Here is a 23,195-nt window from a genome sequence, read left to right as displayed (position 1 = left end):
CGCCCTACAGAAAATCTGAAGTCGCCAAGCTTGCCGCGGACGGCCATTGAAAAGGCCTCTCTGCAGCGACTGGCCGGGTCCTTCCAGGGTCGCAACCTGGCCGAATGGCCTCGTCGCTGCACGATTGCGGACCTGTGGCGGGTGAGCTTTATCGGTAGGCTCTCCCGCCGTCCTTCGCGGTCAGCCACCAGTGACCAGTGCCCGTGCTCCGGCTTCGCCAAGCCACCGCGCCTGCACACCCCAACCTTGGGCGATGACCGGCGGCGCGAGCGCTGCTACGGGCGGCCCTGCGGCTATCAAGACGCCATCTTTCAGCACCAGCACCCGATCCGCGTGGTTCATGGCCAGCGCGAGATCATGCAGCACCACGACCACCCCCTGGCCAGCCGCAGCGCAGGCTTTCAGATGCGCCGCGAGGCTCAGCTGCTGTCCAAGATCGAGCGCGGCGAGCGGTTCGTCCGCGAGAATCCAGCGCGGTTCGCCCGCCAACACCCTTGCGAGCAGCACGCGCGCACGCTCGCCGCCCGAAAGCTGGCTGACCGGGCGGTGGCGCAGCGCTGCCAGATCAAGCGCTGTCACGGCTGACTCGATGGCGGCTGTTCCTCGGTCTCGCCAAGGCAACCGCCCGAGCGCCACCAGCGTCTCTGTCGCAACATCCCAGGCGACATCGGGAGCTTGCGGCAGGTAACCGATCGCTTGCGCGCGGGCCCGGGGGTGGAGGCTGGCAAGGTCGTGCCCGTCCCAAGTGACGCTGCCAGAAGTGGGCGCCAGCAGCCCTGCCAGCCCCAGCAATAGCGATGATTTTCCTGCGCCATTGGGGCCGACGATCGCGGTGATCTCACCCGGATTGAGCGCAGCCGAAAGGCCGGCGACAACCGGCCTGCCCCCGCGCCGCAGCGTCAGATTGTCAGCCACAAGGCTCATAGCCGTCCTCGCCGCATTTGCAGCAGCAGCCAGCCGAAAAACGGCGCGCCGATCAGCGAGAGCGCAATGCCGAGCCTGAGTTCGGTCACCAGCGGCAGCACCCGTACAATGCTGTCGGCTGCCAGCACCAGACAGGCGCCCGCCAGCGCGCTGGGCACGATCAGGCTGGACGGCAGCCGGTTGGTCAGGGGGCGCACCAGATGCGGGACAATCAGGCCGACAAAGCCGATGATCCCCGCCACCGCCACGCCTGCGCCCACGGTCAGTCCCACACCCACCACCAGCAGCGCCAGCAGCCGCCGCGGCTCCAGCCCCATCGAACGCGCGGCCTCCTCCCCCAGCGTCAGCGCGTCGAGACTGCGGGCGGCGAGCATCAGCACCGCGATCCCCGCCAGCGTCAGCGGGGCGGCAATCGCCACCTCGCGCCACGACCGGTCGGTCAGTGCCCCGTTGAGCCACAGCACAATTTCCGACAGCGCAAAGGGATTGGGCGCCAGCGTAATCGCCAGGGCTGTCAGCGCCCCGGCAAGGCTCGCAAGCATCAGCCCGGCCAGGGTGAACAGCGCCATACCGCCGCCCGCGCCGCCAGCCGCATCGCTCGATGTGCGCCCGGCGATCAACGCGAGGCACGCCATGCCCAGCCCGGCGCCTGCCAGCGCCATCAGCGGCAGGCTCCACCCGGCCCATGCAGGCGGGATGGCCGGGCCAAGCCAGAAGCTGGCGACAGCGCCCAGCGCCGCCATCGGGGCAATGCCGAACAGGCCAGGATCAGCCAGCGGATTGCGCAGGTAGCCTTGCATCGCTGCCCCCGCCGCGCCCAGCCCAGCGCCAATCACCACCGCCAGCACCGCTCGCGGCAGGCGCAGTTCGGCAAGGATCAGCAGCGTGTTGCCCGGGCCGAAATCAGTCGGCGCAATCCACACCCGTCCCGCCAGCAGCGACACAGGCACCAGCAACGCCAGCAGCACGGCAAAGATCAGGCTGGCGCGGTTCACGGGCGTTCGACCTGCGCGCGGATCGCCTGCAAACGTGCCCGTGCCTTGGTAATGGTCGGCCCGCCGCAATAGATCAGTGCCGGATCGAAGGTAGCAACGTGCATGCTCCGCGATGCTTGTGCCAGCAGCGGGTGGCGCTGCCCGGGTGCATCACCTGCCACCAGCAGCACTTGCGGCGGATCGGCAAGCACCTGTTCCAGCGTCACCGCATCAGCCTGTCGCAGCCCGCGCGCGGCGGCGTGGCTGGCAAAACCGGCCTCGCGCAGCAGCTCGGCGATCAGGGTCTGCTCGCCCGCGACGATTTCGCCCGGTTGCCACAACAGCGCGCTGATCGCCGGACCGGGTTGACGTGCGGGCGCTGCGATGCGTGCGGCCAGCGCCTCGCCTTGCGCCTCGTGTCCCGCCAGCGCGGCGACCGCGCGTATCTGCGCGGCGCTCGCGGCGATGGTGGCGGGGCTGCCGAAGGTCGCTACCTTCAGGCCTGCGCGTTCCAGCGCGCTGCGGGTCGGCTGCGGTAGGAAAATCGAAGCCAGCACGAGATCGGGCTGAAGCGCGATCACCTCCTCGGCAGTGCCGCCGGTCACACCGTAGCGGTAGGCGACGGCGGCGGGGATCGAACTGCCGCCGGGGTCGCGGCTGTAATGCGACAGCGCCAGCACCTGATCCGGCCCGGCCAGCTCGACCAGAATTGCGTCGAGACACGGATTGAGGCTGACGATGGTCGGAAGCGGCCCGCGGCCGCCACTTCGGGGCGCGGCAGCAGGCGCTCCGGGCGCGCAGCTGGCAAGCACCAGCGCGCCTGCCATCAGAGCCAGAATCTGCGCCCACGCGCTGTGCAAGCTGGTAAGATCACGGCTCATATCCTTGAGACACGGCGATAGGGCGGTGCATGGCCCCGCGCAACGCATTAAGGTCACGCGGGCAGCTGTCCTTAAACGGGACGCAGGCGAGCGCCGCCCTCGCGCCGCGTAAGCCTCGCGCGTAAGGCGAGGGCCAGATTATGGTCCAGCCCCGCCCCGCCTTTCCTTTCAAAGCCACTGCCGCCCGAAGGCGGTGGGGCTTGCCCAAATCGGTTGCCGCGGCGTGGATGGGGCTGAGCGGGGCGGGGCGCAAGCGGCTTGCCGTGCTGGTCACTGCCATCGCTGTCCCGGCGATGGCGGCATCGGGCGGTGTCGGAGACTTGCCGGGCCCTGCTGTGGAAAGCACTGCAGCGCTCGCCACCCGTCAAGCCGCGGCAGCCGCTCTGCCCTTTGAACGCCCGGGGATGAGCTTTCCCGGCTCAGCCTTCTATTACATGGCTGACCCTGCCGGATCGGCGCTGGTGGCGCTGCCCACCGACAATCCGCTGGGCCAGGGCGCAGGGGAGAGCGGGCGCGAACTGGGCACGCTGATCGATGTGGGCGCGGCGGCACGGCCGTTCTTTTCGCCGGGCGCCGGTATCGCCCACATGCGCGCAGCCGAATGCCTGGCGCAGGCCGTGTGGTACGAAGCCGCGAGCGAGAGCGAAGCCGGCCAGCGTGCGGTGGCGCAAGTTGTGCTCAACCGCGTTGCTCACCCGGCGTGGCCTTCCAGCGTGTGCGGGGTGGTCTATCAAGGTTCGGACCGCGCGACCGGGTGCCAGTTCACCTTCACCTGCGACGGTAGCCTTGCTCGCCGCCCGTCGGGCGCAAGCTGGGCGCGCGCGCAGCGGATTGCGGACGAGGCCTTGAGCGGCAGCGTCTATGCCCCTGTCGGCCTTGCAACCCATTACCACACGCTCTGGGTCAATCCGTATTGGGCGAGCAGCCTCGACCATATCGGGTCGATCGGCGCGCACCGCTTCTACCGCAACCGCGGCGCGGCCGGCCAAGCAGCAGCGTTCCGTAACGCCTATGCCGGGCTTGAGCCGGTCGTAAGCGGGCGGACCAGCCCGCTGCCCATCCTTGCCGACCTGCCCCCGCCTGCTGCTGTGCCGCAGGTTGTGCCATCCGGCCATCCGGCGATCGCCTATGACCTGGGTCCGGTGTCGGTGCGCAAGCAAGGCGCACGGGCGAGCGAGACGAAAGCGCCGGCAGCGCTGGCCACGTCAGCCCCGGCGCAGCCCTATGCGGATACCGGCGCCGTGAAGCCGGAATATGCCCGCTCCGGCCAGTGGAAGGCCCCGCCCGGGGCGGCCTCGGCGGCAACGAACTAGGCTGCGATAACAGGGTTAAGCTTGCAGAAACCCTGTTGTCACACCAAGCCTTAGCGGCGCAGCGTTACTCCTTCCGGCTTATCAATCGCCTGAATTTGCGCGATCCATCAGCCGGGAATTGCCACACCTCATGTCTGTCCGCTTTGCCTCTGCCAATCACCCCGTCCGCCGTCTCGGCTGGCGCGCAGCGGGGCGAGGGCTGATCGCGCCTGCCCTGGCGCGGGCCGCCAATGACAATGGCGACGCTGCGCGCGAAGACGCCGGGTTCGACCCGCTGTTGCAGCACGCGTTGCGGCATTTCGCGGTGCATGGCCTTGCCGCAGCAGACGCAGCGGTAGATCTGGCGGCCGAAGCGACAGCGCGCGGCGATGCCAATGCCCGCGATCACTGGCTGGCAATCACCCGGATGTTCGACCGGCGGCGGGCCGTCACGGTGCACCGCGAGCTTGCTCCGTTCTGAACAACGCCTTGCCCTTACGGCGAACGGGCTAAGGGGTTGCCCGGATACGCCGACCTGCCTCGTTAATGCAATTGCGAACTGTTTGCAAAGATAGTTGCCCCTTGCGGCCTTTTGACGGTTGCAATCGCTTTTCCAGCGGCCTACCGCCCGTTTTGTAACGGGTGCCAGGCCGCTTGGGACGGGGGCTGGCGCCAGCATGGGCTACGGCCGTTTATGCGCGTTTTGTCGTCCCGATGGATCAGGGAAGGACGTCCAAACAATGGCCCGCAACAAAATCGCCCTCATCGGCGCCGGTAATATCGGCGGCACGCTTGCCCACCTTGCTGCGTTGAAGGGCCTTGGCGACATTGTGCTGTTCGACGTCGTTGACGGCGTACCGCAAGGCAAGGCGCTTGACCTGTCGCAGTGCGGCCCGGTCGAAGGCTACGACGCCTCGATTATCGGCTCGAACGACTATGCCGATATCGCGGGCGCGGACGTGGTGATCGTCACCGCGGGCGTCGCGCGCAAGCCCGGCATGAGCCGCGACGACCTGCTCGGCATCAACCTCAAGGTGATGAAGGCCGTCGGCGAAGGCATCCGCGACAACTGCCCCGATGCCTTCGTGATCTGCATCACCAACCCGCTCGACGCGATGGTCTGGGCGCTGCGTGAATTCTCGGGCCTCCCCGCGAACAAGGTCGTCGGCATGGCGGGCGTCTTGGACTCGGCGCGTTTCGCCACCTTCCTCGCGTGGGAGTTCGGCGTTTCGGTGAAGGACGTGAACGCCTTCGTGCTCGGCGGCCACGGCGACACCATGGTGCCGGTGCTCAGCTACTCGACGATCAACGGCATCCCCGTGAAGGACATGGCGAAGATCAAGGGCATTTCCGAAGCGCGCCTCGACGAAATCGTCCAGCGCACCCGTTCGGGCGGCGGCGAGATCGTTGCGCTTCTCAAGACCGGCTCGGCCTTCTATGCGCCTGCCACCAGCGGGATCGCGATGGCCGAAGCCTACCTCTACGACCAGAAGCGCATCCTGCCCTGCGCAGTGCAGGTTGACGGCAAGTACGGCGTTGACGGCCTCTATGTCGGCGTGCCGGTGGTGATCGGTGCAGGCGGCGCGGAAGAGGTGATCGAGATCAGTCTGACCGACGAGGAAAAGGCGAACCTCGGCGTCAGCGTCGATGCGGTCAAGGAACTGCTTGAAGCGTGCAAGGCGCTGGATAGCAGCCTTGCGTAAAGGCGTCGCTTTGATCGCGGCCACATTAGTGGCCTCGCTTGCGGCTGCACCGGCGGCAGCGCAGGACGGTGCTATCTGGCGCGACGACAAGGGGCGGCAAATGGTCGTGGGCTTTGCCGGAGGGGGATCGCCGCCTCCAGCGCCGAAGATTTGGACAGCACCGGATATGGCCGATCTGTTCAACCGCCTGTGTGTTGCAGGAAACGGGGCTGCCGAAGTCGCCAAATCTGAGGCGATAGCTGCGGGATTGACGGACAAGTCCTATGACATGCCGGTCGGTTCCAACCAGCCGGCTTGGCCGCTGATCATCGCCCAAGGTCAGGGCGCGGTGTTAGCGCAGGCCGACAAGTTTTTGAGCAACCCTCTGCGCCAATGTAACGTGACCTTCTATCTTCCGCAGCAGCCAGACGTTGTAGCGGTGGAGCAGGCCCTCACGGCCCTTCTTGCCAGGCCCGCCGACAACGACGGACAAAGGCTGAAAAAGAACGGCAAGCCGAACAAGTACTTCAGTCCCGAATGGCAATTTCCGGCCGCTTCGGACAATTCGACCCCGGCTTTTGTGGCCACGTTCAGCCCGGTTGCGTCAGGCTACACGGGTATCCAGTTCAGTTTCCTTGCACAAAAGGACAAAGCCAAATGAGCATCCTCGTAAACAAAGACACCAAGGTCATCACCCAGGGGATGACCGGCAACACCGGCACCTTCCACACCCAGGCTGCGCTCGATTACGGGACGCAAATGGTCGGCGGCGTGACCCCCGGCAAGGGCGGCACCACCCATATCGGCCTGCCGCAGTTCGACACCGTGCGCGAAGCCAAGGCCGCGACCGGCGCGACCGCGAGCTGCATCTACGTCCCGCCGCCGTTCGCTGCCGACGCGATCTGCGAAGCCATCGATGCCGAGATCGAGCTGATCATCTGCATCACCGAAGGCATTCCGGTGCTCGACATGGTCCGCGCCAAGCGCGCGCTGGCGGGCTCCAAGTCGCGCCTGATCGGCCCCAACTGCCCCGGCGTGCTGACCCCCAACGAATGCAAGATCGGTATCATGCCGGCCAACATCTTCAAGAAGGGCAGCGTTGGCATCGTCAGCCGCTCGGGCACGCTCACCTATGAAGCCGTCCACCAGACGACCATGGCAGGCCTCGGCCAGACCACGGCTGTCGGCATCGGCGGCGATCCGGTCAATGGCACCAACTTCATCGACGTGCTCGATCTGTTCCTCGACGATCCGGAAACCGAGAGCATCATCATGATCGGCGAAATCGGCGGGTCTGCCGAAGAGGAAGCCGCCGCCTTCATCAAGGCCGAAGCTGCCAAGGGCCGTTCCAAGCCGATGGTCGGCTTCATCGCCGGCCGCACCGCCCCTCCGGGCCGCCGCATGGGCCACGCTGGCGCGATCGTCAGCGGCGGTCAGGGCGGCGCGGAAGACAAGATCGCGGCGATGGAAGATGCGGGCATCCGCGTCAGCCCCTCGCCCAGCCTGCTCGGCGAAACGCTGGCAGCGATGCTGAAAGAAAACGCCTAACCGAATACCGGCCCCTCGCTCGCGCTGAGCGGGGGGCCATCCTTCCTCCTCCCCAGGAGTTCCCCCGATGGGCAACGAACCGCAAAACTTCCTTCCCGCCTTCACCGATCAGGAAGGCCCCCAGCCCGGCCCGTCCTGGGCCAAGCGCGGCTGGCTCGATACGCTGGCCGATAGCGCCTCCGATCTGACCGCTGCGATGGACCCGACCGAGATGACGCTCGCGGTCAAGGCGGCGGCGAAGGATGCAGGTAAGGCGCTCGATCCCAAGGCGGTTGAAAAGGCTGCTGCCCTCTCGATTGCAGCGATGACGCTGGTGCGGCTCTACCGTGTGCGTGGGCACATGGCGGCGGACCTTGATCCCCTCGGCCTCAATAATCGCGAAGGCCCGGCTGACCTGACGCTTGAATGGCACGGCCTTGCGGGCAAGGAGAACGAGGACGTCTATGTCGGCGGCGTGCTCGGCATGGAATGGACCACGGTGGGCAAGCTCCACCAACGCCTGCGCGAAGTGTATTGCGGCAAGGTCGGCCTCGAATACATGCACATCGCCGATACCGAGGAACGCCGCTTCCTCCAGGACAAGTTCGAGAAGCCGGGCGAGACGATCCAGTTCACACCGGAAGGCAAGAAGGCGATCCTCGCCGCCGTGCTGAGGGGCGAGCAATACGAGGAATTCCTCGCCAAGAAATATGTCGGCACCAAGCGGTTCGGGCTGGATGGCGGCGAATCCATGATCCCCGCGCTCGAAGCGGTGATCAAGCATGGCGGCAGCGCGGGCGTGCGCGAGATCATCTACGGCATGGCCCACCGCGGGCGGCTCAACGTGCTCGCCAATGTGATGGCGAAGCCCTACCGCGTGATCTTCCACGAATTCTCGGGCGGCTCGGCCAATCCCGATGACGTCGGCGGATCGGGCGATGTGAAGTATCACCTCGGCACCTCGACCGACCGCGAGTTCGACGGGATTTCGGTGCACATGAGCCTTGTGCCCAACCCCAGCCACCTTGAAGCGGTCAACCCCGTGGTGCTCGGCAAGGTGCGCGCGCAGCAGGCGATCCGCGATGACCTGAAGACCAAGAGCCAGGTGCTTCCGGTGCTGATCCACGGCGATGCGGCTTTCGCAGGGCAAGGCGTGGTGTGGGAAAGCCTCTCGCTGTCCGGCGTCCCCGGATACGACACCGGCGGCTGCATCCACTTCATCATCAACAATCAGATCGGCTTCACCACCTCGCCGAAATTCGCGCGGTCCTCGCCTTATCCCAGCGATGTGGCCAAGGGCGTGATGGCGCCGATCCTGCACGTCAACGGCGACGATCCCGAAGCCGTGACCTTCGCCTGCAAGCTGGCAGTCGAATATCGCCAGACCTTCCACCGCGATGTCGTGATCGACATGTGGTGCTATCGCCGCTTCGGCCACAACGAAGGCGACGAGCCCAAGTTCACCCAGCCGCTGATGTATGACAAGATCCGCGCTCACCCCAAGGTCAGCGTCGCTTATGAAACGCGGTTGGTGCGCGAAGGTGTGGTCGATCCGGGCACCCGCGAGCGGATGGCGGGCGAATTCGTCGCCCTGCTCGAAGAAGAGTTCGAAGCGGGCAAGAGCTACAAGGCCAACGAGGCGGACTGGTTCGGTGGACGCTGGGCAGGGCTCAACAAACCCGCCGACCCGGAAACAGCGCGCCGCAGCGTTGAGACCGCGATTGAGCCCAAGATGCTGGATTCGCTGGGCCGCGTGCTGACCGAAGTCCCCGCGGATCTTGAAGTCCACAAGACGCTGGACCGCGTGCTGGCCGCCAAGCGCGAGATGTTCAGTTCGGGCGAAGGGTATGACTGGGCCACTGCCGAGGCGCTCGCATTCGGCAGCCTTGTCATGGAAGGCTACTCCGTCCGCCTGTCCGGGCAGGACAGCGGCCGCGGCACCTTCTCGCAACGTCACGCGGTGTGGGTCGATCAGAAGTCGGAACGAAAATACATACCGCTCAGCACCCTGCCCCACGGAAAGTTTGAAGTGCACGATTCCACGCTGTCGGAATACGGCGTGCTCGGCTTCGAGTATGGCTTTGCGATGGCCGATCCGCGCAGTCTCGTGTTGTGGGAAGGCCAGTTCGGCGACTTCGCCAACGGCGCGCAGATCATGATCGACCAGTTCGTGGCCAGCGGCGAAAGCAAGTGGCTGCGCGCCAACGGGCTCGTGATGCTGCTGCCGCACGGCTATGAAGGACAGGGTCCGGAACACTCCTCGGCGCGTCTGGAGCGTTTCCTCCAGCTGTGTGCCGACGACAATATGTGCGTTTGCAATGTCACCAATCCGGCGAACTATTTCCATCTGCTGCGCCGCCAGATGCTGCGGTCGTTCCGCAAGCCGCTGATTATCATGAGCCCCAAGTCCCTGTTGCGCCATCCGCTGGCAAAGAGCAGCAAGGCGGAGTTTCTGGGTGACCGGCAGTTCAAGCGGATCATGTCCGACACCAAGGACATCGCAGATGAAAAGGTCCGGCGTCTGGTGCTGTGTTCGGGCAAGGTCGCCTATGACCTGATGGAAGCCCGCGATGCGGCCGGGCTGGAGGACGTCTCGATCGTGCGGATTGAGCAGTTGTTCCCCTTCCCCGGCGATCCGCTGGCGCTGCGTCTTGGCCGCATGACCAACCTGCAGGACGTCGTCTGGTGTCAGGAAGAACCGCGCAACAACGGCGCCTGGTTCTTCGTGAATGAGCGGATCGAGGATTCGCTCACCGCCGCCGGACACACGGGCAAGCGTCCGGTCTATGCCGGGCGTGATGCATCGGCATCACCTGCAACCGGTCTCGCAAGCCGTCACAAGGCCCAGCAGGAAGCGCTGATCGCCGCCGCGCTGGGGCTTTAACGGCCCGCCATACTTCACACGACATAGCATCAAGTTTCAGGAACCCATTCCAATGGCCACCGAAATCACAGTCCCCGTCCTTGGCGAATCCGTCACCGAAGGCACCATTGCCGAATGGTTCAAGCAGCCCGGCGAAGCGGTTGCCGCTGACGAGGCGATTTGCAGCCTCGAAACCGATAAGGTTGCAGTCGACGTGCCCTCGCCGGTTGCAGGCATCATGTCCGAACACCGCGCGGCGGTTGGCGACACGGTCGAAGTCGGTGCGGTAATTGCGATCATCGAAGCGGGGGCGTCTGCTGCCACCGCCGCTCCCGCAGTCGCGGCCAAGGCTGACATCCCCGCTCCGGCAGCGACCGAAGAGGTCTCTGGCGCTGCCATGACCATGTCGCCAGCCGTGCGCCGCGCGGTGCTGGAACACGGCGTCGACCCTTCCACGATCAAGGGCACCGGCAAGGATGGCCGCCTGACCAAGGAAGATGTGCTGGCCGCCGCTGAGGCCAAGTCCAAGGGCGGCGCTGCACCGGCGCCCGCTCCGGCCGCTGCGGCCCCGGCTCCCGCCCCCGTCCCCGCCCAATCCGGCGGCGTCCGAGGCGAAGAGCGCGTCAAGATGACCCGGATGCGCCAGACCATCGCCAAGCGTCTGAAGGCTGCGCAGGACAATGCTGCCCTGCTCACCACTTTCAACGATGTCGACATGACCGCCGTCATGGAAGCGCGCGACAAGTACAAGGACCTGTTCGCCAAGAAGCACGATATTCGCTTGGGCTTCATGGGCTTCTTCGCCAAGGCCGCCTGCCTTGCACTGAAGGATGTGCCTGCCGCCAACGCCTATATCGATGGCGATGAGATCATCTATCACGACTACGTCGACATCTCGGTGGCGGTTTCAGCCCCCAATGGTCTCGTCGTCCCCGTCATCCGCGATGCCGACAAGAAGGGTTTTGCCCGGATCGAACAGGACATCGCTGATTTCGGAAAGCGCGCCAAGGACGGCACGCTCAAGATGGAAGACATGCAGGGCGGCACCTTCACCATCTCGAACGGCGGCGTGTTCGGCAGCCTCATGAGCACCCCGATCATCAACCCGCCGCAGTCGGCGGTGCTGGGTCTCCACCGCATCGAGGATCGTCCGGTTGTGCGTAACGGCCAGATCGTGATCCGCCCGATGATGTATCTCGCCCTGTCCTATGACCACCGCCTGATCGATGGGCGTGAGGCGGTGACAGCATTGAAAATCATCAAGGATGCGATCGAGGATCCGACCCGGATGCTGATCGACCTTTAAAGCTTCGTTCCGTTCGGGCTGAGCCTGTCGAAGCCCTGCTCTTTCTTTTGGAGCGACGGACCCCAAATGAAGTGCAGCCGTAGGGCGTTCGCCCACCTCCGGTTCCGACAAGCTCAGGGCGAACGGAGTTGGAAATGGCCGAATACGATTACGACGTCCTCATCATCGGTGCCGGTCCCGGCGGCTATGTCGCGGCAATCCGTGCGGCGCAGCTCGGGTTGAAGACCGCCTGCGTGGAATCGCGCGCGACGCTCGGTGGCACCTGCCTCAACGTCGGGTGCATCCCATCGAAGGCGCTTCTCCACGGCTCGGAGCTGTTTGATGAGGCCCGCAACGGCCACTTCGCGACCTGGGGCATCACCGCCACCCCGACGCTGGATCTCGGCCGGATGATGGCCGAAAAGACCAAGGCCGTGGGCGAGTTGACCGGCGGGATCGAGTTCCTGTTCAAGAAGAACAAGGTCACGTGGCTCAAGGGCCATGCGGCGTTCGAGGACGCGCACACCGTGAAGGTCGGCGATGCGACCTACACCGCCAAGGATATCGTGATCGCCACCGGCTCCTCGGTCATGCCGCTCCCCGGCGTCCCCGTCGACAACGCCGCAAAGCGCATCGTCGACAGCACCGGCGCGCTCGACCTTGAGGAAGTGCCTGAGCACCTCGTGGTGATCGGCGGCGGCGTCATCGGCCTCGAACTGGGCTCGGTGTGGCGCCGTCTGGGCGCGAAGGTCACCGTGGTCGAATATCTCGACCAGCTGCTGCCCGGCATGGACGGCGAAGTCCGCAAGGAAGCACAGAAGATCTTCAAAAAGCAGGGCATGGACATGATGCTCGGCCAGAAGGTGACGGGCGCCGCGGTGGATGGCAAGACCGTTACCCTGACGCTCGAACCGGCAGCGGGCGGCGAGGCGCAAACCCTGACCGCCAGCCATGTGCTGGTTGCCATCGGGCGGCGCGCCAACACTGATGGCCTCGCGCTCGACAAGGCAGGCCTTAGCGTCAACAACCGCGGCCAGATCGAAATCGACCACGATTTCCGCACCGGCGTGGACGGCATCTGGGCGATCGGCGATGTCGTTCCCGGCCCGATGCTCGCGCACAAGGCTGAGGACGAGGGCATTGCGGTCGCCGAGAACATCGCTGGCCTTACCGGCATCGTGAACCACGACGTGATCCCCAGCGTCGTCTATACCGCGCCCGAAATCGCGGGCGTGGGCATCACCGAGGAACAGGCAAAGGACCGCGGCCTCGCCGTCAAGGTCGGCAAGTTCCCGATGATGGCCAACAGCCGCGCCAAGGCCAACCGCGACACCGACGGCTTCGTCAAGGTGATCGCGGATGCCGCGACCGACCGGGTGGTCGGCGTGTGGATGATCAACTCCCTCGCCGGAACGATGATCGCCCAGGCCGCACAGGCGATGGAATTCGGCGCCACGTCGGAAGACATCGCCTACACCTGCCATGCCCACCCCACCCATGCCGAAGCCTTCAAGGAAGCGGCGATGGCGGTGCAGGGCAAGCCTATCCACATGTAAGCCATTGGGGCGCAGGCTCTCATTAGGGGCCTGCGCCGACAATGCCTTTCTTGCAACCGATTGATCCGCTAACCCTTGATGTGGAGGCTGAAGGGGAGATGCGGGTGGAAACGCTGCGCCGATTGACGATTGCAGGGGCAGCGGTCGCATTTATGCTTGTGGCCGCATGCGGATCTGCGGCTGATCCTGCTACAATTGCCCCGCCCCGTGCGACCGACCGCATTACACTGCCCAAAGATCCATCCTACATCGCGGTCGATCTGACCGTCGATCTGGCCGAACTGGAACGCGCGCTGGAGCGCGAGGTGCCGCGCGAATTGTGGCAGATTGACCGGCCCGGCAGCGAGTGCATCGCCCCGCAAAAGGTCGATCTTGCGCTTTTCAAGGTGAAATCACCCAAGATCGAATGCCGGATCACGGGGAAGGTCACGCGTGGCAAGCTGCGGCTCAGCGGCAAGGGTGAGGCGTTGCGCGTCACGCTGCCGGTCACCGGAACCCTCGCCGCGCGCGATGTGGCCGGGATCTTCAAGGGCGAAACCGCCACCGGCGCGGCCGAAGTGACACTGGGGCTGCGGCTGGATCTCACGCCGCAGTGGCAGGTGACCGGCACGACCCGGCTGGATTACCGCTGGACCCGCGCGCCGGGGATCGAGTTTATGGGGCAGCGCATCACCTTCACCACCGAGGCTGACCGCGAGCTGGCGCCCGTCAAGCGCGAGGTGCAGCGGATCATCGCCCGCGAGCTGGCACGCCTGCCGGTCAAGGCCACGGCCGCGCAAGGCTGGCGTCAGGCCCATGCGGTCTTCGCGCTTAACGAACGCGACCCGGCGGTGTGGGGCCGGCTGACCCCGCAACGCTTTCGCTTTGGCGGCTACGGCGTGACCGGGCGCGAACTGACCTTGCGGCTGGGGCTGGACGCGTTGCTTGATACCTTTGTCGGCATGAAGCCTGAAACCTCGGCAATCGGCGCGCTTCCACCGCTTGCGCGGCGCGCCAAGACCGCCGTGGCATCGCAGCTGCATGTGCCCGTGGTAGCCGATTATGCTGTGCTCCAGCCGGTCATCGCCAAGGCCCTGACCAAACGCGCGCAGCGGCCGTTTGTGGTGAAGGATTATGGCTCGGTCACTGCGCGGTTTGATGACATTGCGGTCTATGGCACAGGCGAAGGACGCATCGCGGTGGGCGGTACCTTCAGCGCGAAATCCGACCTCCCGATGATCGAGACCGCCACCGGCACCATCTGGCTGACCGCCCGCCCGGTTAATCAGCCCGGATCACGCGCCGTGCGCTTTGCCGAGGTTACCATCACCGGGGACACTGATATTGCAGGCGAGGAATTCCTCTTCGCGCTCGCGAATGCACCCGAATTCCAGGCCGCGATCACCGATGCGCTGGCTCAGAACTTCGAAAACGATTTCAACGATCTGCGCAGCAAAATTGATAAGGCACTGGCAGCGCGCAAAGGGCGCCTCACTGATTATGCGATCACCATCGATAAGGTCGAAACAGGCGTCATTACAGCGCACGGCGAAGGGCTTTATCTGCCGGTCGATCTGACCGCACGGATCGCGGCAAAACTGCGGCGGGTGAATTGAACAGTTAACTTGGCGCGCAGGCTTTTGCCGCGCGCTGCGCCCCGTTACACCTGCGCTCGGAGAGACGAGGGGACGCAACGCATGGCCTATCCGCAACTGACCGAAGAACCGGGCGCGCTGGCCACGGCGCAGGCCATCCGCACCGGCAGGCTCAGCGTGGCCGAGGCCGTGGACGCGGCGATTGTGCGGATCGAACAGCTTGATGGTGATATCGACGCGCTGGCCGTACCCAATTTCGAGGCCGCCTATGCCGAAGCCCGCGCGATGCAAAGCCGCGGGCCGGGTGCAGGCCAGCCCTTGTTCGGCGTGCCGATGACGATCAAGGAAAGCTTCGATGTCGCGGGTCTGCCCACCACCTGGGGCCATCCCCAGTTCCGCGATCAGCCCGCGCCGCGCGATGCGCTGCTGGTGCAGCGATTGAAGGCCGCCGGTGCGATTATCATCGGCAAGACCAACGTGCCGGTCGATCTGACCGATTGGCAGAGCTTCAACCCGGTCTATGGCCGCACCGTGAACCCGCATAATCCGGCCCGATCGCCCGGCGGATCGTCAGGCGGCAGCGCGGCAGCTGTGGCGAGCGGTATGGTGGCCTGCGACTACGGCACCGACATTGGCGGGTCGGTGCGGGTGCCCGCGCATTTTTGCGGGGTGTGGGGTCACAAAACGACATGGGGGCTGGTGCCCAAACACGGCCATGACCACCCGGCCATGGCGCGGGCCGAAGGCTTCATCGCCGCACATGACGGGGAGCTGTCCATCGCCGGGCCGCTGGCCCGTAACGCGCCCGATCTGGCTGCGTTGGTTGAGGTCGGGGCCGAAGTCCCGCTACGCCGCCGCACCAAGCCGCTGAAGGAATGCCGCCTGCTGGCGATCACCGCCCTGCCCGGCGTGGCCGTGGATGCCAGCGTGCTGGAACCGACCGAAGCGGCGCTGGAAACCCTCGCCTGCGCAGGCGTGACCATTGACCGTGTGAGCGAACTCATCCCTGATCAAGCGCAGCAGAACCGGGCCTATCTCAAGATGATGAACATCGCCATGGCGCGCGGTGCGCCGGCACCCGATGGCAAGCGGGCGACCGCGACCGACTGGTTTGATCTGCTTGACGCGCAGGCTGCCAATGCCGCGCAATGGGGTGCCTTGTTTCAAACCTACGACTTCATCCTTGCCCCACCCGCCCCGATGCTGGCCGTGCCGCATGATGACACAGCCGTGTTCAGAGGCACGCTGACAATCAATGGCCGCGAGGAACCCGGCGGCAGCGGCCTCGTGTGGGCCGGGATGGCAACCTTCCCCGGTCTGCCCGCAACCGTACTACCGATCGGCAGCGGCACCTATCTGGGCAGCACTTTGCCCTGCGGTATGCAGGTAATCGGCCCCCGCTGGAGCGACCTCGATTGCATCGCGGCAGCCGAGGCGATCAGCCAAATCCTGCACGGCTGATTGCTGCCCGTGCCATGAACCCCACCGTTCTCACCCCGATCCTCGACCTGCTTGATCTGGCGGGCATTGCGCTGTTCGCGCTGTCGGGCGCGGTGCTGGCGGCGCGGCTGCGGCAGACCTTCGTCACCATGGCGTTCTTCGCACTGGTCACCGGCGTTGGCGGCGGGACAGTGCGCGATCTGCTGATACGCGCGCCGGTGTTCTGGATCGACGACCCGTGGGTGGCCCCGGTGTGCCTTGGCACGGCGCTGATTGCGTGGTTTACGCCGGTGCGCTGGTGGGAGGGCAAGGGCTTTGCCTATGCCGATGGCGCGGGCCTGGCCGCCTATGCCTTGCTCGGCAGTGCCAAGGCGCTTGCCTATGGCATTCCGCCAGTTCCGGCCGCGCTGATGGGCGTGATTACCGGCAGTGTCGGCGGGATCATCCGCGATGTGGTGGCAGGCCGTCCGTCGATCATCATGAGCCCGGAACTCTACGTCACCCCGGCAGCGCTGACGTCGGCACTGACGGTCGCGGGGATGCTTGCCGCACCGTGGCTGGGCGTGCCGGAGGCTGCGGCTTGGAGCCTTGCTTTTGTCTGCGGCTTTGCCTTGCGCGCAGCCGCCATCCGCTGGGAATGGGGCCTGCCAAGCTATGGCGACCGTGAGCGGAGCGAAAACTAGCGCCGCCCCGCTTCACTGCGCCATGATCCATAAAGGCCCGCTGCCTTACAGATCGCCGTCAATGGTTTCAGGAATGTCCTCGCCCGGGATCGGCCCGCCAGGATAGGCCGGCATCCGGTCGGTCGCTGCGGTCGCCACCGGAGCCGCTGCCTGCCCTACCGGTCCCGACGCGTCTTGTGCGGCGAAATCCGGGCGCAGTCCGCTGCCCACCGCTGCGCGCGCGCTGGTATAACGCTGGTCGTCCCATTGGCCATCCTCCCGAGGATCGGCGCTGGCAGCGCTGCCATCAAAGCCGATGGTGGACAGGCCGCCGCCATAATCAATCCCGTCGATCTGGCCGTTATTGCCGATCCGGCACTGGAACGGTGCCCCGTTGAACAACACCCCGCTGACCTGCCAGCCCGCTCCGGTCCGATCGACATTATCAACCGTATCGACCCGGACATCGCGCTCAATCCGGTCGAGGCACTGGTTCACTGCGCTGTCGAGGCCCGCAGAACCCGTGCCCCGCGGCGCGGCGCGGCGATCATCGCGGTAACGGGTGTCGCGGTCCCGCTCGATCACCACCACATCACGGTCGCGCTGGCGGCGGTTGTTGGAATTGAGAATGGCTGCAACGCCGCCGATGACGGCAGCGCCGATCAGGACATCGCCAACATCCACGCGGCCGCGCCGCCAGCCGCGGCGATGGCCCCAGCCTCCGCGTCCCCAGCCGCAGCCCCATCGGCAGCGCCAGTCAGCGGTGCTGCTTGCCGGATCATAACGGCTGGCATCAAACGCTGCTGATGGTGCGCCCAGGGCCAGACCAGCTGGCAGCGTAGCCGCCGACGCGGGCGCAGCGATAAAGGTGGTGCCAGCAAGCGCGCCTGCCATGATAGTGGCGCGAAACATCAGAGCCATTGCGCTCTCTCCTGTTGCTTGTGCGAGCGCCCACCAACGCTCCGATAAGGCGACGATTAGCCGTGCAAGGCTTGCGCTGGGCTGAACCGAGCCATCACTTACAAAACCGCCCCGCCATCCGGTTAAGGACAGCGGGGCGGCAAGGACGCGCTCCGGAAAAAGGCATAACCGGCGCGCGAAACAGTCAGCCGATCAGCGCAGGCCGCGCACGCCGCTGAAGTCGACGAAGGGCGCACCGCGACCATCGACGCGGCAGGTGAAGTTGCCGCGATCATTGCCGCGCCGGTTGAAGCCGCCACCCACATCGATCCGGCCCCGCACGCGGAACCCGTCACGGGTGCGATCAATGTCGCGCACATCGATCACGTCGGCATAGCGGTAGCCGCCAAAGCGGCGCGCCTGATTTTCAGCAGCGCGCACACAGCGATCCACCGCAGCTCGTGGGCCCCCAGCAAAGCCATAGCCGCCGCGATCCCAGCGGTTGCCGCGATCCCAATTGCGGTCACCATCAAAGGCGCCAGCCAACGCCGCAATGCCGCCGATCACGACAGCGCCGGCGATAATCTCGCCCGCACCAATGCCGCCGCGGTCATAGCGGTCATCCGCCATCGCAGGGGTGGCCGAAGCCAGCGTCAGCGCAGTGGCAGCGACCGCGCCAAGCACAACCCGGGCCGATTTGCCGGAGGCCAGCCGGTTGGTGAAGGTGCTCATCGAATTCATCCTCGTGTGCCACCGCGGGCGGGATTGCTTGCGGTGTCAGGGATGATTTGCACGATTCGGGCTGTGGGGAAGCTGAATTGGGGCGACAGGTTTTGTTAATTCGAAGGGGCTTTTTTGTGAACGGGTGGATTCAATCAAGCGCTCACCACCTATGTCATCGACTTACTCGGCCGGCAGGGCTGCCAGTACATCGCGGGTGAAGGCAGCGATGTCGAAACTGGCCCCCGCCGGATCCTCGCCTCTCCGCACAATCACCACCTGCCGGGACGGCACGATCACCACATATTGCCCCCGGTTGCCAAATGCCGCGAACGTATCGGCCGGTACGCCCTCGGACCGGTTCATCAGCCAGAACCCTGCGCCATAGCCAAACGCACCCTCAGGCTGCGGGCCGCTGGGACTGGATACATATTGCACCCAGCCTTCAGGCAGGACGCGGGTGCCGTCGGCTAGCTTGCCATCGTTGAGGTAGAGCTGGCCGAACTTTGCCAGGTCGCGCGCGGTGCTCCAGACTTGTGAGGACAGGATGTAGTTTCCTTGCCAATCCGTTTCGGCAACAGTGTGTCGCATTCCGAGCATCTTGAAGAACGCGGCCGGAGGATGCGCGTCAAAGGTCGATTTGAGCACGTTAACGGCGGCAAGTGTGTCGTTGTTGGCGTAACGATAGCTGCTCCCCGGTGCGGCGATCAACGGCCAATCGAGCGCGACCTCCTCCACCGTCGCCCCGCCCCAATAGAGCGGATCGGTGCGGTTACCGGGCGTGTCGGAATAGCGTCCCGAGGCCATGCGGAGCAGATGGTCGATGGTGATCGCGCGGCGGGGATCGCTATCGTCTTCGCCAAGCCCGGCTGAGGCGGTGACGATGGCCTCGTTGCGCTGCACCGCTGCGCCCACCAGCGTGGCAGCGATGCTTTTCGCCACCGACCAGGTGCGCTGCGGGGTATATTGCCCAAGACCCGGATGATACAGCTCGCCCCGAATCTGACCTGCGCGGCTGACCACGATGGCCGTCGTCCGCGTGCCCGATCCATAACCATCGTTCATTCCCCTCGCCATGGCCTGTGCAAGCGCGGCGCCCTGCGGCGGGCGCAGATTGGCCATGCCACTGGGACGCGGAAGGTAGTCCAGCCGCTCGGGCGAAACCGGCGTGCCGATCGGCAGCACGGTGCATCCCTTGCCTTGACGAAAGATCGCCCTGCGTGGTGCCATAGCGTCCGTCACCGACACCTGAACTTCTTCGATCACTCCGTATTTGCCTTGAACAATCTGGTATTCCAGCTCGGGAATGATCGCAGCCAGCACCGGATCAATACCCTTGAGTTCCAACCCTTCGACACTTTCAGCCGACCGCTCAGTGCCATTTTCCATCGCATTGCCGATGGCGCCACACAGCATAAGCGCCTTGTAACCGGCGGCTAGCGCCCGGTCGTAGCGCGCATCGAGGCGCTCTTGCTGGCTTTGGGCTGTGGCAGGAAGGGCGAAAAGCAGCGCAGTTGCTGCAACAAAGACAGTGCGGGTCATGACACGCAGCCTAGCCCTGCCCGCTCAAAAGGAAAGGGACGGAAGCGAACTCGCCCCGGCCCCATGCCCGTGTTCAATAAAAAGGCGGCTTATGCCTCTTCGAATTCTTCGTCCGACTGCACCGGGCCAGAATCCTGACCGCGAGCGCTTTCGTCGCGGTCAACCAGCTCGATGATCGCCATCTGTACGGCGTCACCGGCGCGCACGCCAGCGCGCAGCACGCGGGTGTAGCCGCCTTCGCGGTCCGAATAACGCTCAGCCAGCACTTCGAAAAGCTTCTTGAGCTGCGCTTCGTCACCCAGACGAGCCATCGCGAGGCGACGGTTCGACAGGCCGCCGCGCTTGGCCAGCGTGATCAGCTTTTCGAGGTAGGGGCGCAGTTCCTTGGCCTTGGGCAGCGTGGTCTTGATCTGCTCGTGCTTGATCAGCGCGGCAGCCATGTTGCGGAACAGGGCGTTGCGGTGACCGGTCTTACGGCCAAGCTTACGGCCCGACATACCATGACGCATTATATACTTCCTTCGTTCGTAGGGAGCCCGTGCAAGGTAGCTCCATCCCGGTGGCCATTGCGGGCCGCCACCTTCGCCCTGGGTGCAAGCCCCCGCTTTCCGCGGGGGCTTGCCAATTCATCAGCCGAGCAGCTCTTGTTCGAGTTTCTTCGCCATCTCTTCGATGTTCTCCGGCGGCCAGCCCGGGATATCCATCCCGAGACGCAGACCCATGCTGGAAAGCACTTCCTTGATCTCGTTGAGCGACTTGCGGCCGAAGTTCGGCGTCCGCAGCATCTCCGCTTCGGTCTTCTGGACCAAGTCGCCGATGTAGATGATGTTGTCGTTCTTGAGGCAGTTGGCCGAACGCACCGACAGTTCCAGCTCGTCCACCTTCTTGAGGAGGTAGCGGTTGAGCTGGTTGGCGTCGCTTTCTTCCGGCTGCACCGCGTGACCGATCATCTGGCCGACCGGCTGCGGGATGCCATCTTCGAAGTGGACGAACAGGGTCAGCTGGTCCTGAAGGATGCGCGCGGCATAGGCCACGGCGTCTTCCGGGGTGACGGTGCCATCGGTCTCGACGGTCAGCGAGAGCTTGTCATAGTCAAGCTCCTGACCGACGCGGGCGTTCTCGACCTTGTAGCTCACCTGACGGACCGGCGAGTAGAGCGAGTCAACCGGGATCAGCCCGATCGGCGCATCGGCCGGACGGTTCTGCACAGCGGGCGAGTAGCCCTTGCCCGTATCAGCAGTCAGCTCCATATTGAGCGTCGCGCCTTCATCGAGCTGGCAGATCACCAGATCCTTGTTCATGATCTCGATATCGCCGGTGACAGCAATGTCGCCAGCCTTGACCGCGCCGGGGCCAGTGGCCGAAAGCTGCAAGCGCTTGGGGCCTTCGCCTTCCATCTTGAGCGCGATCTGCTTGACGTTCAGGACGATGTCGGTGACATCTTCGCGCACGCCAGCGAGCGACGAGAATTCGTGCAGCACGTTTTCGATCTTGATCGAGGTGATGGCCGCGCCCTGAAGGCTCGACAGCAGCACCCGCCGCAGCGCATTGCCGAGCGTAAGACCAAAGCCACGCTCCAGCGGCTCAGCCACAAACGTGACCTTGCGCTGACGATCGCCGCCGTCCTTGATCTCGAGGGTGTTGGGTTTCTTGAGTTCCTGCCAGTTCTTGGTGTTGACGGACATGGATTTCCCCTAATTCGCCTTGTGGGCGGTTCAAACTTGGGCGGGCCGGATGCGCAAAAGCGACGCGGCATCAGACCCGATCGGGCGGCGAGGATGCATCGCACCCCCGCCAACCCGGCGGATCAGACGCGGCGACGCTTGGAAGGACGGACCCCGTTGTGCGGGATCGGGGTCACGTCGCGGATCGAGGTAATGTTGAAACCAACAGCTGCAAGACCCCGCAGCGCGCTTTCACGGCCCGAACCCGGACCCTTGACCTCGACTTCGAGCGTGCGCACGCCGTGTTCGGCGGCCTTCTTGCCCGCATCATCAGCCGCCACCTGAGCGGCATACGGCGTCGACTTGCGGCTGCCCTTGAAGCCCATCGCACCGGCGCTGGACCAGCTGATCGCATTCCCCTGTGCATCGGTGATGGTGATCATGGTATTGTTGAAGCTAGCGTTGATATGCGCAACGCCGCTGGTGATGTTCTTCTTGTCACGACGCCGAATACGGCCTGGTTCGCGTGCCATCGTTTTGTGTCCTCTAACTCGTCAGAAGGAAAAAGCGTGCAATGGGGTGACCCCGCTCGCTTACTTCTTCTTGCCCGCGATGGGCTTGGCCTTACCCTTGCGGGTGCGGGCGTTGGTGTGAGTGCGCTGGCCGCGAACGGGCAGACCGCTACGATGACGCAGGCCGCGATAGGCGCGAAGGTCCATCAGGCGCTTGATGTTCATCGCGGTGTTGCGACGAAGGTCGCCTTCCACGGTGAAATCGGCATCGATGGTTTCACGAACGCGGAGGATTTCCTCGTCCGAGAGGTCCTGCACGCGGGCGCTGTGCGCGATACCCAGCTTGTCAGCAATCTGGACGGCGGTGGTGCGACCAATACCATGAATGTAGGTCAACGCGATGATTACGCGCTTGTTGGTGGGGATATTGACCCCGGCAATACGAGCCACTTATTTCTCCATGCTCCACAGGAGTATCGGCCATCGGTGGACCACCCCTATCTCAACGCTCACAACATCCGACCGCTCACGCGCAACACCCAATCCGAATGACCTAGGTGCAAACAACAAAAGGCCCGACCGACATACGCATGCGCGATGCCTGCCGAACTGCCTTCGAACGTGTCGAATGAGCGGGGCGCTTAAGCTGATTCGGGTTGCGCGTCAACCGCTAGAAGATGGACCCCTGCGTGCCCGGTCAGGCCTTCATCGGTCAAGGCCCGGCCATATGGGGATGTCGCCTGTGCTTTGCACATTCAGCGCGGCGCAGGTCCATCCAGATCGCCGAAGGCATCTTTGACTGTGGTTGGCTTTGGCGGCGGCCCTGCTTCAGGGGCGGGTTGCGGTGGCAGCTTGGCCTTGGGTTGCGCAGCCGCACCCCGAGCGGCGGGCGGCGGCGTTGATTTCACCGGCGCAGCGACTGCCGAAGATGCGGCCGGCGCCGGCTGTCGAGGCGCAGCTGGGACAGCAGGCGGCACCGGCACCGGCACCGTCACAACCTTCAGCGGCTTTGCCAGTGCAGCAATCTGCGCTGCCATGACCCCATCAACGGCCTTGGAAATCACCGGCACTTCGTAACGCATCGGCCCGCCGACATTGTATTGTCAATGGACACCCAGTGTTACGAGCTAAGGCGACACCCAGTGTTACGAGGTGTCTCGTTGTGACCGTGCGATGATTTCAGGGGCGGGGAGCATG

At 64.9% G+C, this 23,195-nt stretch carries 21 protein-coding genes; 11 read left to right on the top strand and 10 right to left on the bottom strand.

Annotated features, from left to right (window positions below; translation table 11 throughout):
- Nucleotides 1–180: 180 nt before the first annotated feature.
- The 3 genes from C0V72_RS03645 to C0V72_RS03635 are packed head-to-tail and all read right to left on the bottom strand — an operon-like array spanning nt 181 to nt 2,779.
- Nucleotides 181–924 carry an ABC transporter ATP-binding protein gene (locus C0V72_RS03645; RefSeq protein WP_101791870.1) on the bottom strand — a complete coding sequence of 248 codons (744 nt, stop codon included), beginning with the start codon at nt 922–924 and terminating at the stop codon, nt 181–183.
- On the bottom strand, nt 921–1,919 hold the full coding sequence (locus C0V72_RS03640; protein ID WP_101791869.1) for a FecCD family ABC transporter permease: 999 nt from the start codon (nt 1,917–1,919) through the stop codon (nt 921–923). Before C0V72_RS03640 ends, C0V72_RS03645 begins: the two co-directional genes overlap by 4 nt.
- Nucleotides 1,916–2,779 (bottom strand): ABC transporter substrate-binding protein, encoded by an 864-nt coding sequence (locus tag C0V72_RS03635; protein ID WP_233999763.1) that lies wholly within the window; start codon nt 2,777–2,779, stop codon nt 1,916–1,918. Before C0V72_RS03635 ends, C0V72_RS03640 begins: the two co-directional genes overlap by 4 nt.
- 200 nt (nt 2,780–2,979) lie before the next feature.
- Between C0V72_RS03635 and C0V72_RS03630 the strand changes: the two genes are divergently transcribed.
- From C0V72_RS03630 to C0V72_RS03580, 11 genes are all read left to right on the top strand, one after another.
- The gene (locus tag C0V72_RS03630) at nt 2,980–4,092 is read left to right on the top strand and encodes a cell wall hydrolase (RefSeq protein WP_233999762.1); all 1,113 of its coding nucleotides are present in this window, start codon (nt 2,980–2,982) and stop codon (nt 4,090–4,092) included.
- A gap of 130 nt (nt 4,093–4,222) precedes the next feature.
- Entirely contained in the window at nt 4,223–4,552 is a 330-nt protein-coding gene (locus C0V72_RS03625) for a hypothetical protein (RefSeq protein ID WP_101791867.1), read from the top strand.
- A 259-nt stretch (nt 4,553–4,811) separates the two neighbouring features.
- Complete coding sequence (mdh, locus tag C0V72_RS03620) at nt 4,812–5,774, top strand: malate dehydrogenase (protein ID WP_101791866.1); 963 nt, start codon at nt 4,812–4,814, stop codon at nt 5,772–5,774.
- Nucleotides 5,775–5,784: 10 nt separating this feature from the next.
- Nucleotides 5,785–6,414, top strand: coding sequence for a hypothetical protein (locus tag C0V72_RS03615; protein ID WP_143704519.1), 630 nt, complete (start codon nt 5,785–5,787; stop codon nt 6,412–6,414).
- Nucleotides 6,411–7,301: a succinate--CoA ligase subunit alpha gene (gene sucD / locus C0V72_RS03610; RefSeq protein ID WP_101791864.1), complete on the top strand. Its 891-nt coding sequence runs from the start codon at nt 6,411–6,413 to the stop codon at nt 7,299–7,301. The genes C0V72_RS03615 and sucD overlap by 4 nt, the downstream gene beginning before the upstream one ends.
- 67 nt (nt 7,302–7,368) lie before the next feature.
- Entirely contained in the window at nt 7,369–10,164 is a 2,796-nt protein-coding gene (locus C0V72_RS03605) for a 2-oxoglutarate dehydrogenase E1 component (protein ID WP_101791863.1), read from the top strand.
- Nucleotides 10,165–10,216: 52 nt separating this feature from the next.
- Nucleotides 10,217–11,449 (top strand): 2-oxoglutarate dehydrogenase complex dihydrolipoyllysine-residue succinyltransferase, encoded by a 1,233-nt coding sequence (odhB, locus tag C0V72_RS03600; protein WP_101791862.1) that lies wholly within the window; start codon nt 10,217–10,219, stop codon nt 11,447–11,449.
- Between the two features lie 134 nt (nt 11,450–11,583).
- The gene (lpdA, locus tag C0V72_RS03595) at nt 11,584–12,984 is read left to right on the top strand and encodes a dihydrolipoyl dehydrogenase (RefSeq protein WP_101791861.1); all 1,401 of its coding nucleotides are present in this window, start codon (nt 11,584–11,586) and stop codon (nt 12,982–12,984) included.
- Nucleotides 12,985–13,025: 41 nt separating this feature from the next.
- Nucleotides 13,026–14,579 (top strand): DUF4403 family protein, encoded by a 1,554-nt coding sequence (locus tag C0V72_RS03590; protein WP_101791860.1) that lies wholly within the window; start codon nt 13,026–13,028, stop codon nt 14,577–14,579.
- Nucleotides 14,580–14,660: 81 nt separating this feature from the next.
- The gene (locus C0V72_RS03585; RefSeq protein WP_101791859.1) at nt 14,661–16,019 is read left to right on the top strand and encodes an amidase family protein; all 1,359 of its coding nucleotides are present in this window, start codon (nt 14,661–14,663) and stop codon (nt 16,017–16,019) included.
- 14 nt (nt 16,020–16,033) lie between these two features.
- The gene (locus C0V72_RS03580) at nt 16,034–16,681 is read left to right on the top strand and encodes a trimeric intracellular cation channel family protein (protein ID WP_101791858.1); all 648 of its coding nucleotides are present in this window, start codon (nt 16,034–16,036) and stop codon (nt 16,679–16,681) included.
- A 45-nt stretch (nt 16,682–16,726) separates the two neighbouring features.
- Here C0V72_RS03580 and C0V72_RS03575 read toward each other — a convergent pair whose 3' ends face one another.
- The 7 genes from C0V72_RS03575 to rpsM all read right to left on the bottom strand — a co-directional run bounded on the left by C0V72_RS03575 (nt 16,727) and on the right by rpsM (nt 22,448).
- The gene (locus tag C0V72_RS03575) at nt 16,727–17,581 is read right to left on the bottom strand and encodes a hypothetical protein (protein WP_143704518.1); all 855 of its coding nucleotides are present in this window, start codon (nt 17,579–17,581) and stop codon (nt 16,727–16,729) included.
- A 192-nt stretch (nt 17,582–17,773) separates the two neighbouring features.
- On the bottom strand, nt 17,774–18,292 hold the full coding sequence (locus C0V72_RS03570; RefSeq protein ID WP_101791967.1) for a hypothetical protein: 519 nt from the start codon (nt 18,290–18,292) through the stop codon (nt 17,774–17,776).
- Between the two features lie 171 nt (nt 18,293–18,463).
- A complete protein-coding gene (locus C0V72_RS03565; RefSeq protein ID WP_101791856.1) occupies nt 18,464–19,822 on the bottom strand; it encodes a serine hydrolase domain-containing protein in 1,359 nt (452 codons plus the stop codon).
- An 89-nt stretch (nt 19,823–19,911) separates the two neighbouring features.
- Nucleotides 19,912–20,331 (bottom strand): 50S ribosomal protein L17, encoded by a 420-nt coding sequence (rplQ, locus tag C0V72_RS03560; RefSeq protein ID WP_101791855.1) that lies wholly within the window; start codon nt 20,329–20,331, stop codon nt 19,912–19,914.
- A gap of 120 nt (nt 20,332–20,451) precedes the next feature.
- The gene (locus tag C0V72_RS03555) at nt 20,452–21,507 is read right to left on the bottom strand and encodes a DNA-directed RNA polymerase subunit alpha (RefSeq protein WP_101791854.1); all 1,056 of its coding nucleotides are present in this window, start codon (nt 21,505–21,507) and stop codon (nt 20,452–20,454) included.
- 122 nt (nt 21,508–21,629) lie between these two features.
- Complete coding sequence (gene rpsK, locus C0V72_RS03550) at nt 21,630–22,019, bottom strand: 30S ribosomal protein S11 (protein WP_101791853.1); 390 nt, start codon at nt 22,017–22,019, stop codon at nt 21,630–21,632.
- Nucleotides 22,020–22,079: 60 nt separating this feature from the next.
- On the bottom strand, nt 22,080–22,448 hold the full coding sequence (gene rpsM, locus C0V72_RS03545; protein WP_101791852.1) for a 30S ribosomal protein S13: 369 nt from the start codon (nt 22,446–22,448) through the stop codon (nt 22,080–22,082).
- Nucleotides 22,449–23,195: the final 747 nt, after the last annotated feature.

The organism is Porphyrobacter sp. TH134 (assembly GCF_002855495.1).
GTDB lineage: Bacteria > Pseudomonadota > Alphaproteobacteria > Sphingomonadales > Sphingomonadaceae > Erythrobacter.
Note: the sequence above shows the minus strand (reverse complement) of the source record. Positions and strands in the feature narration are given on the sequence as shown.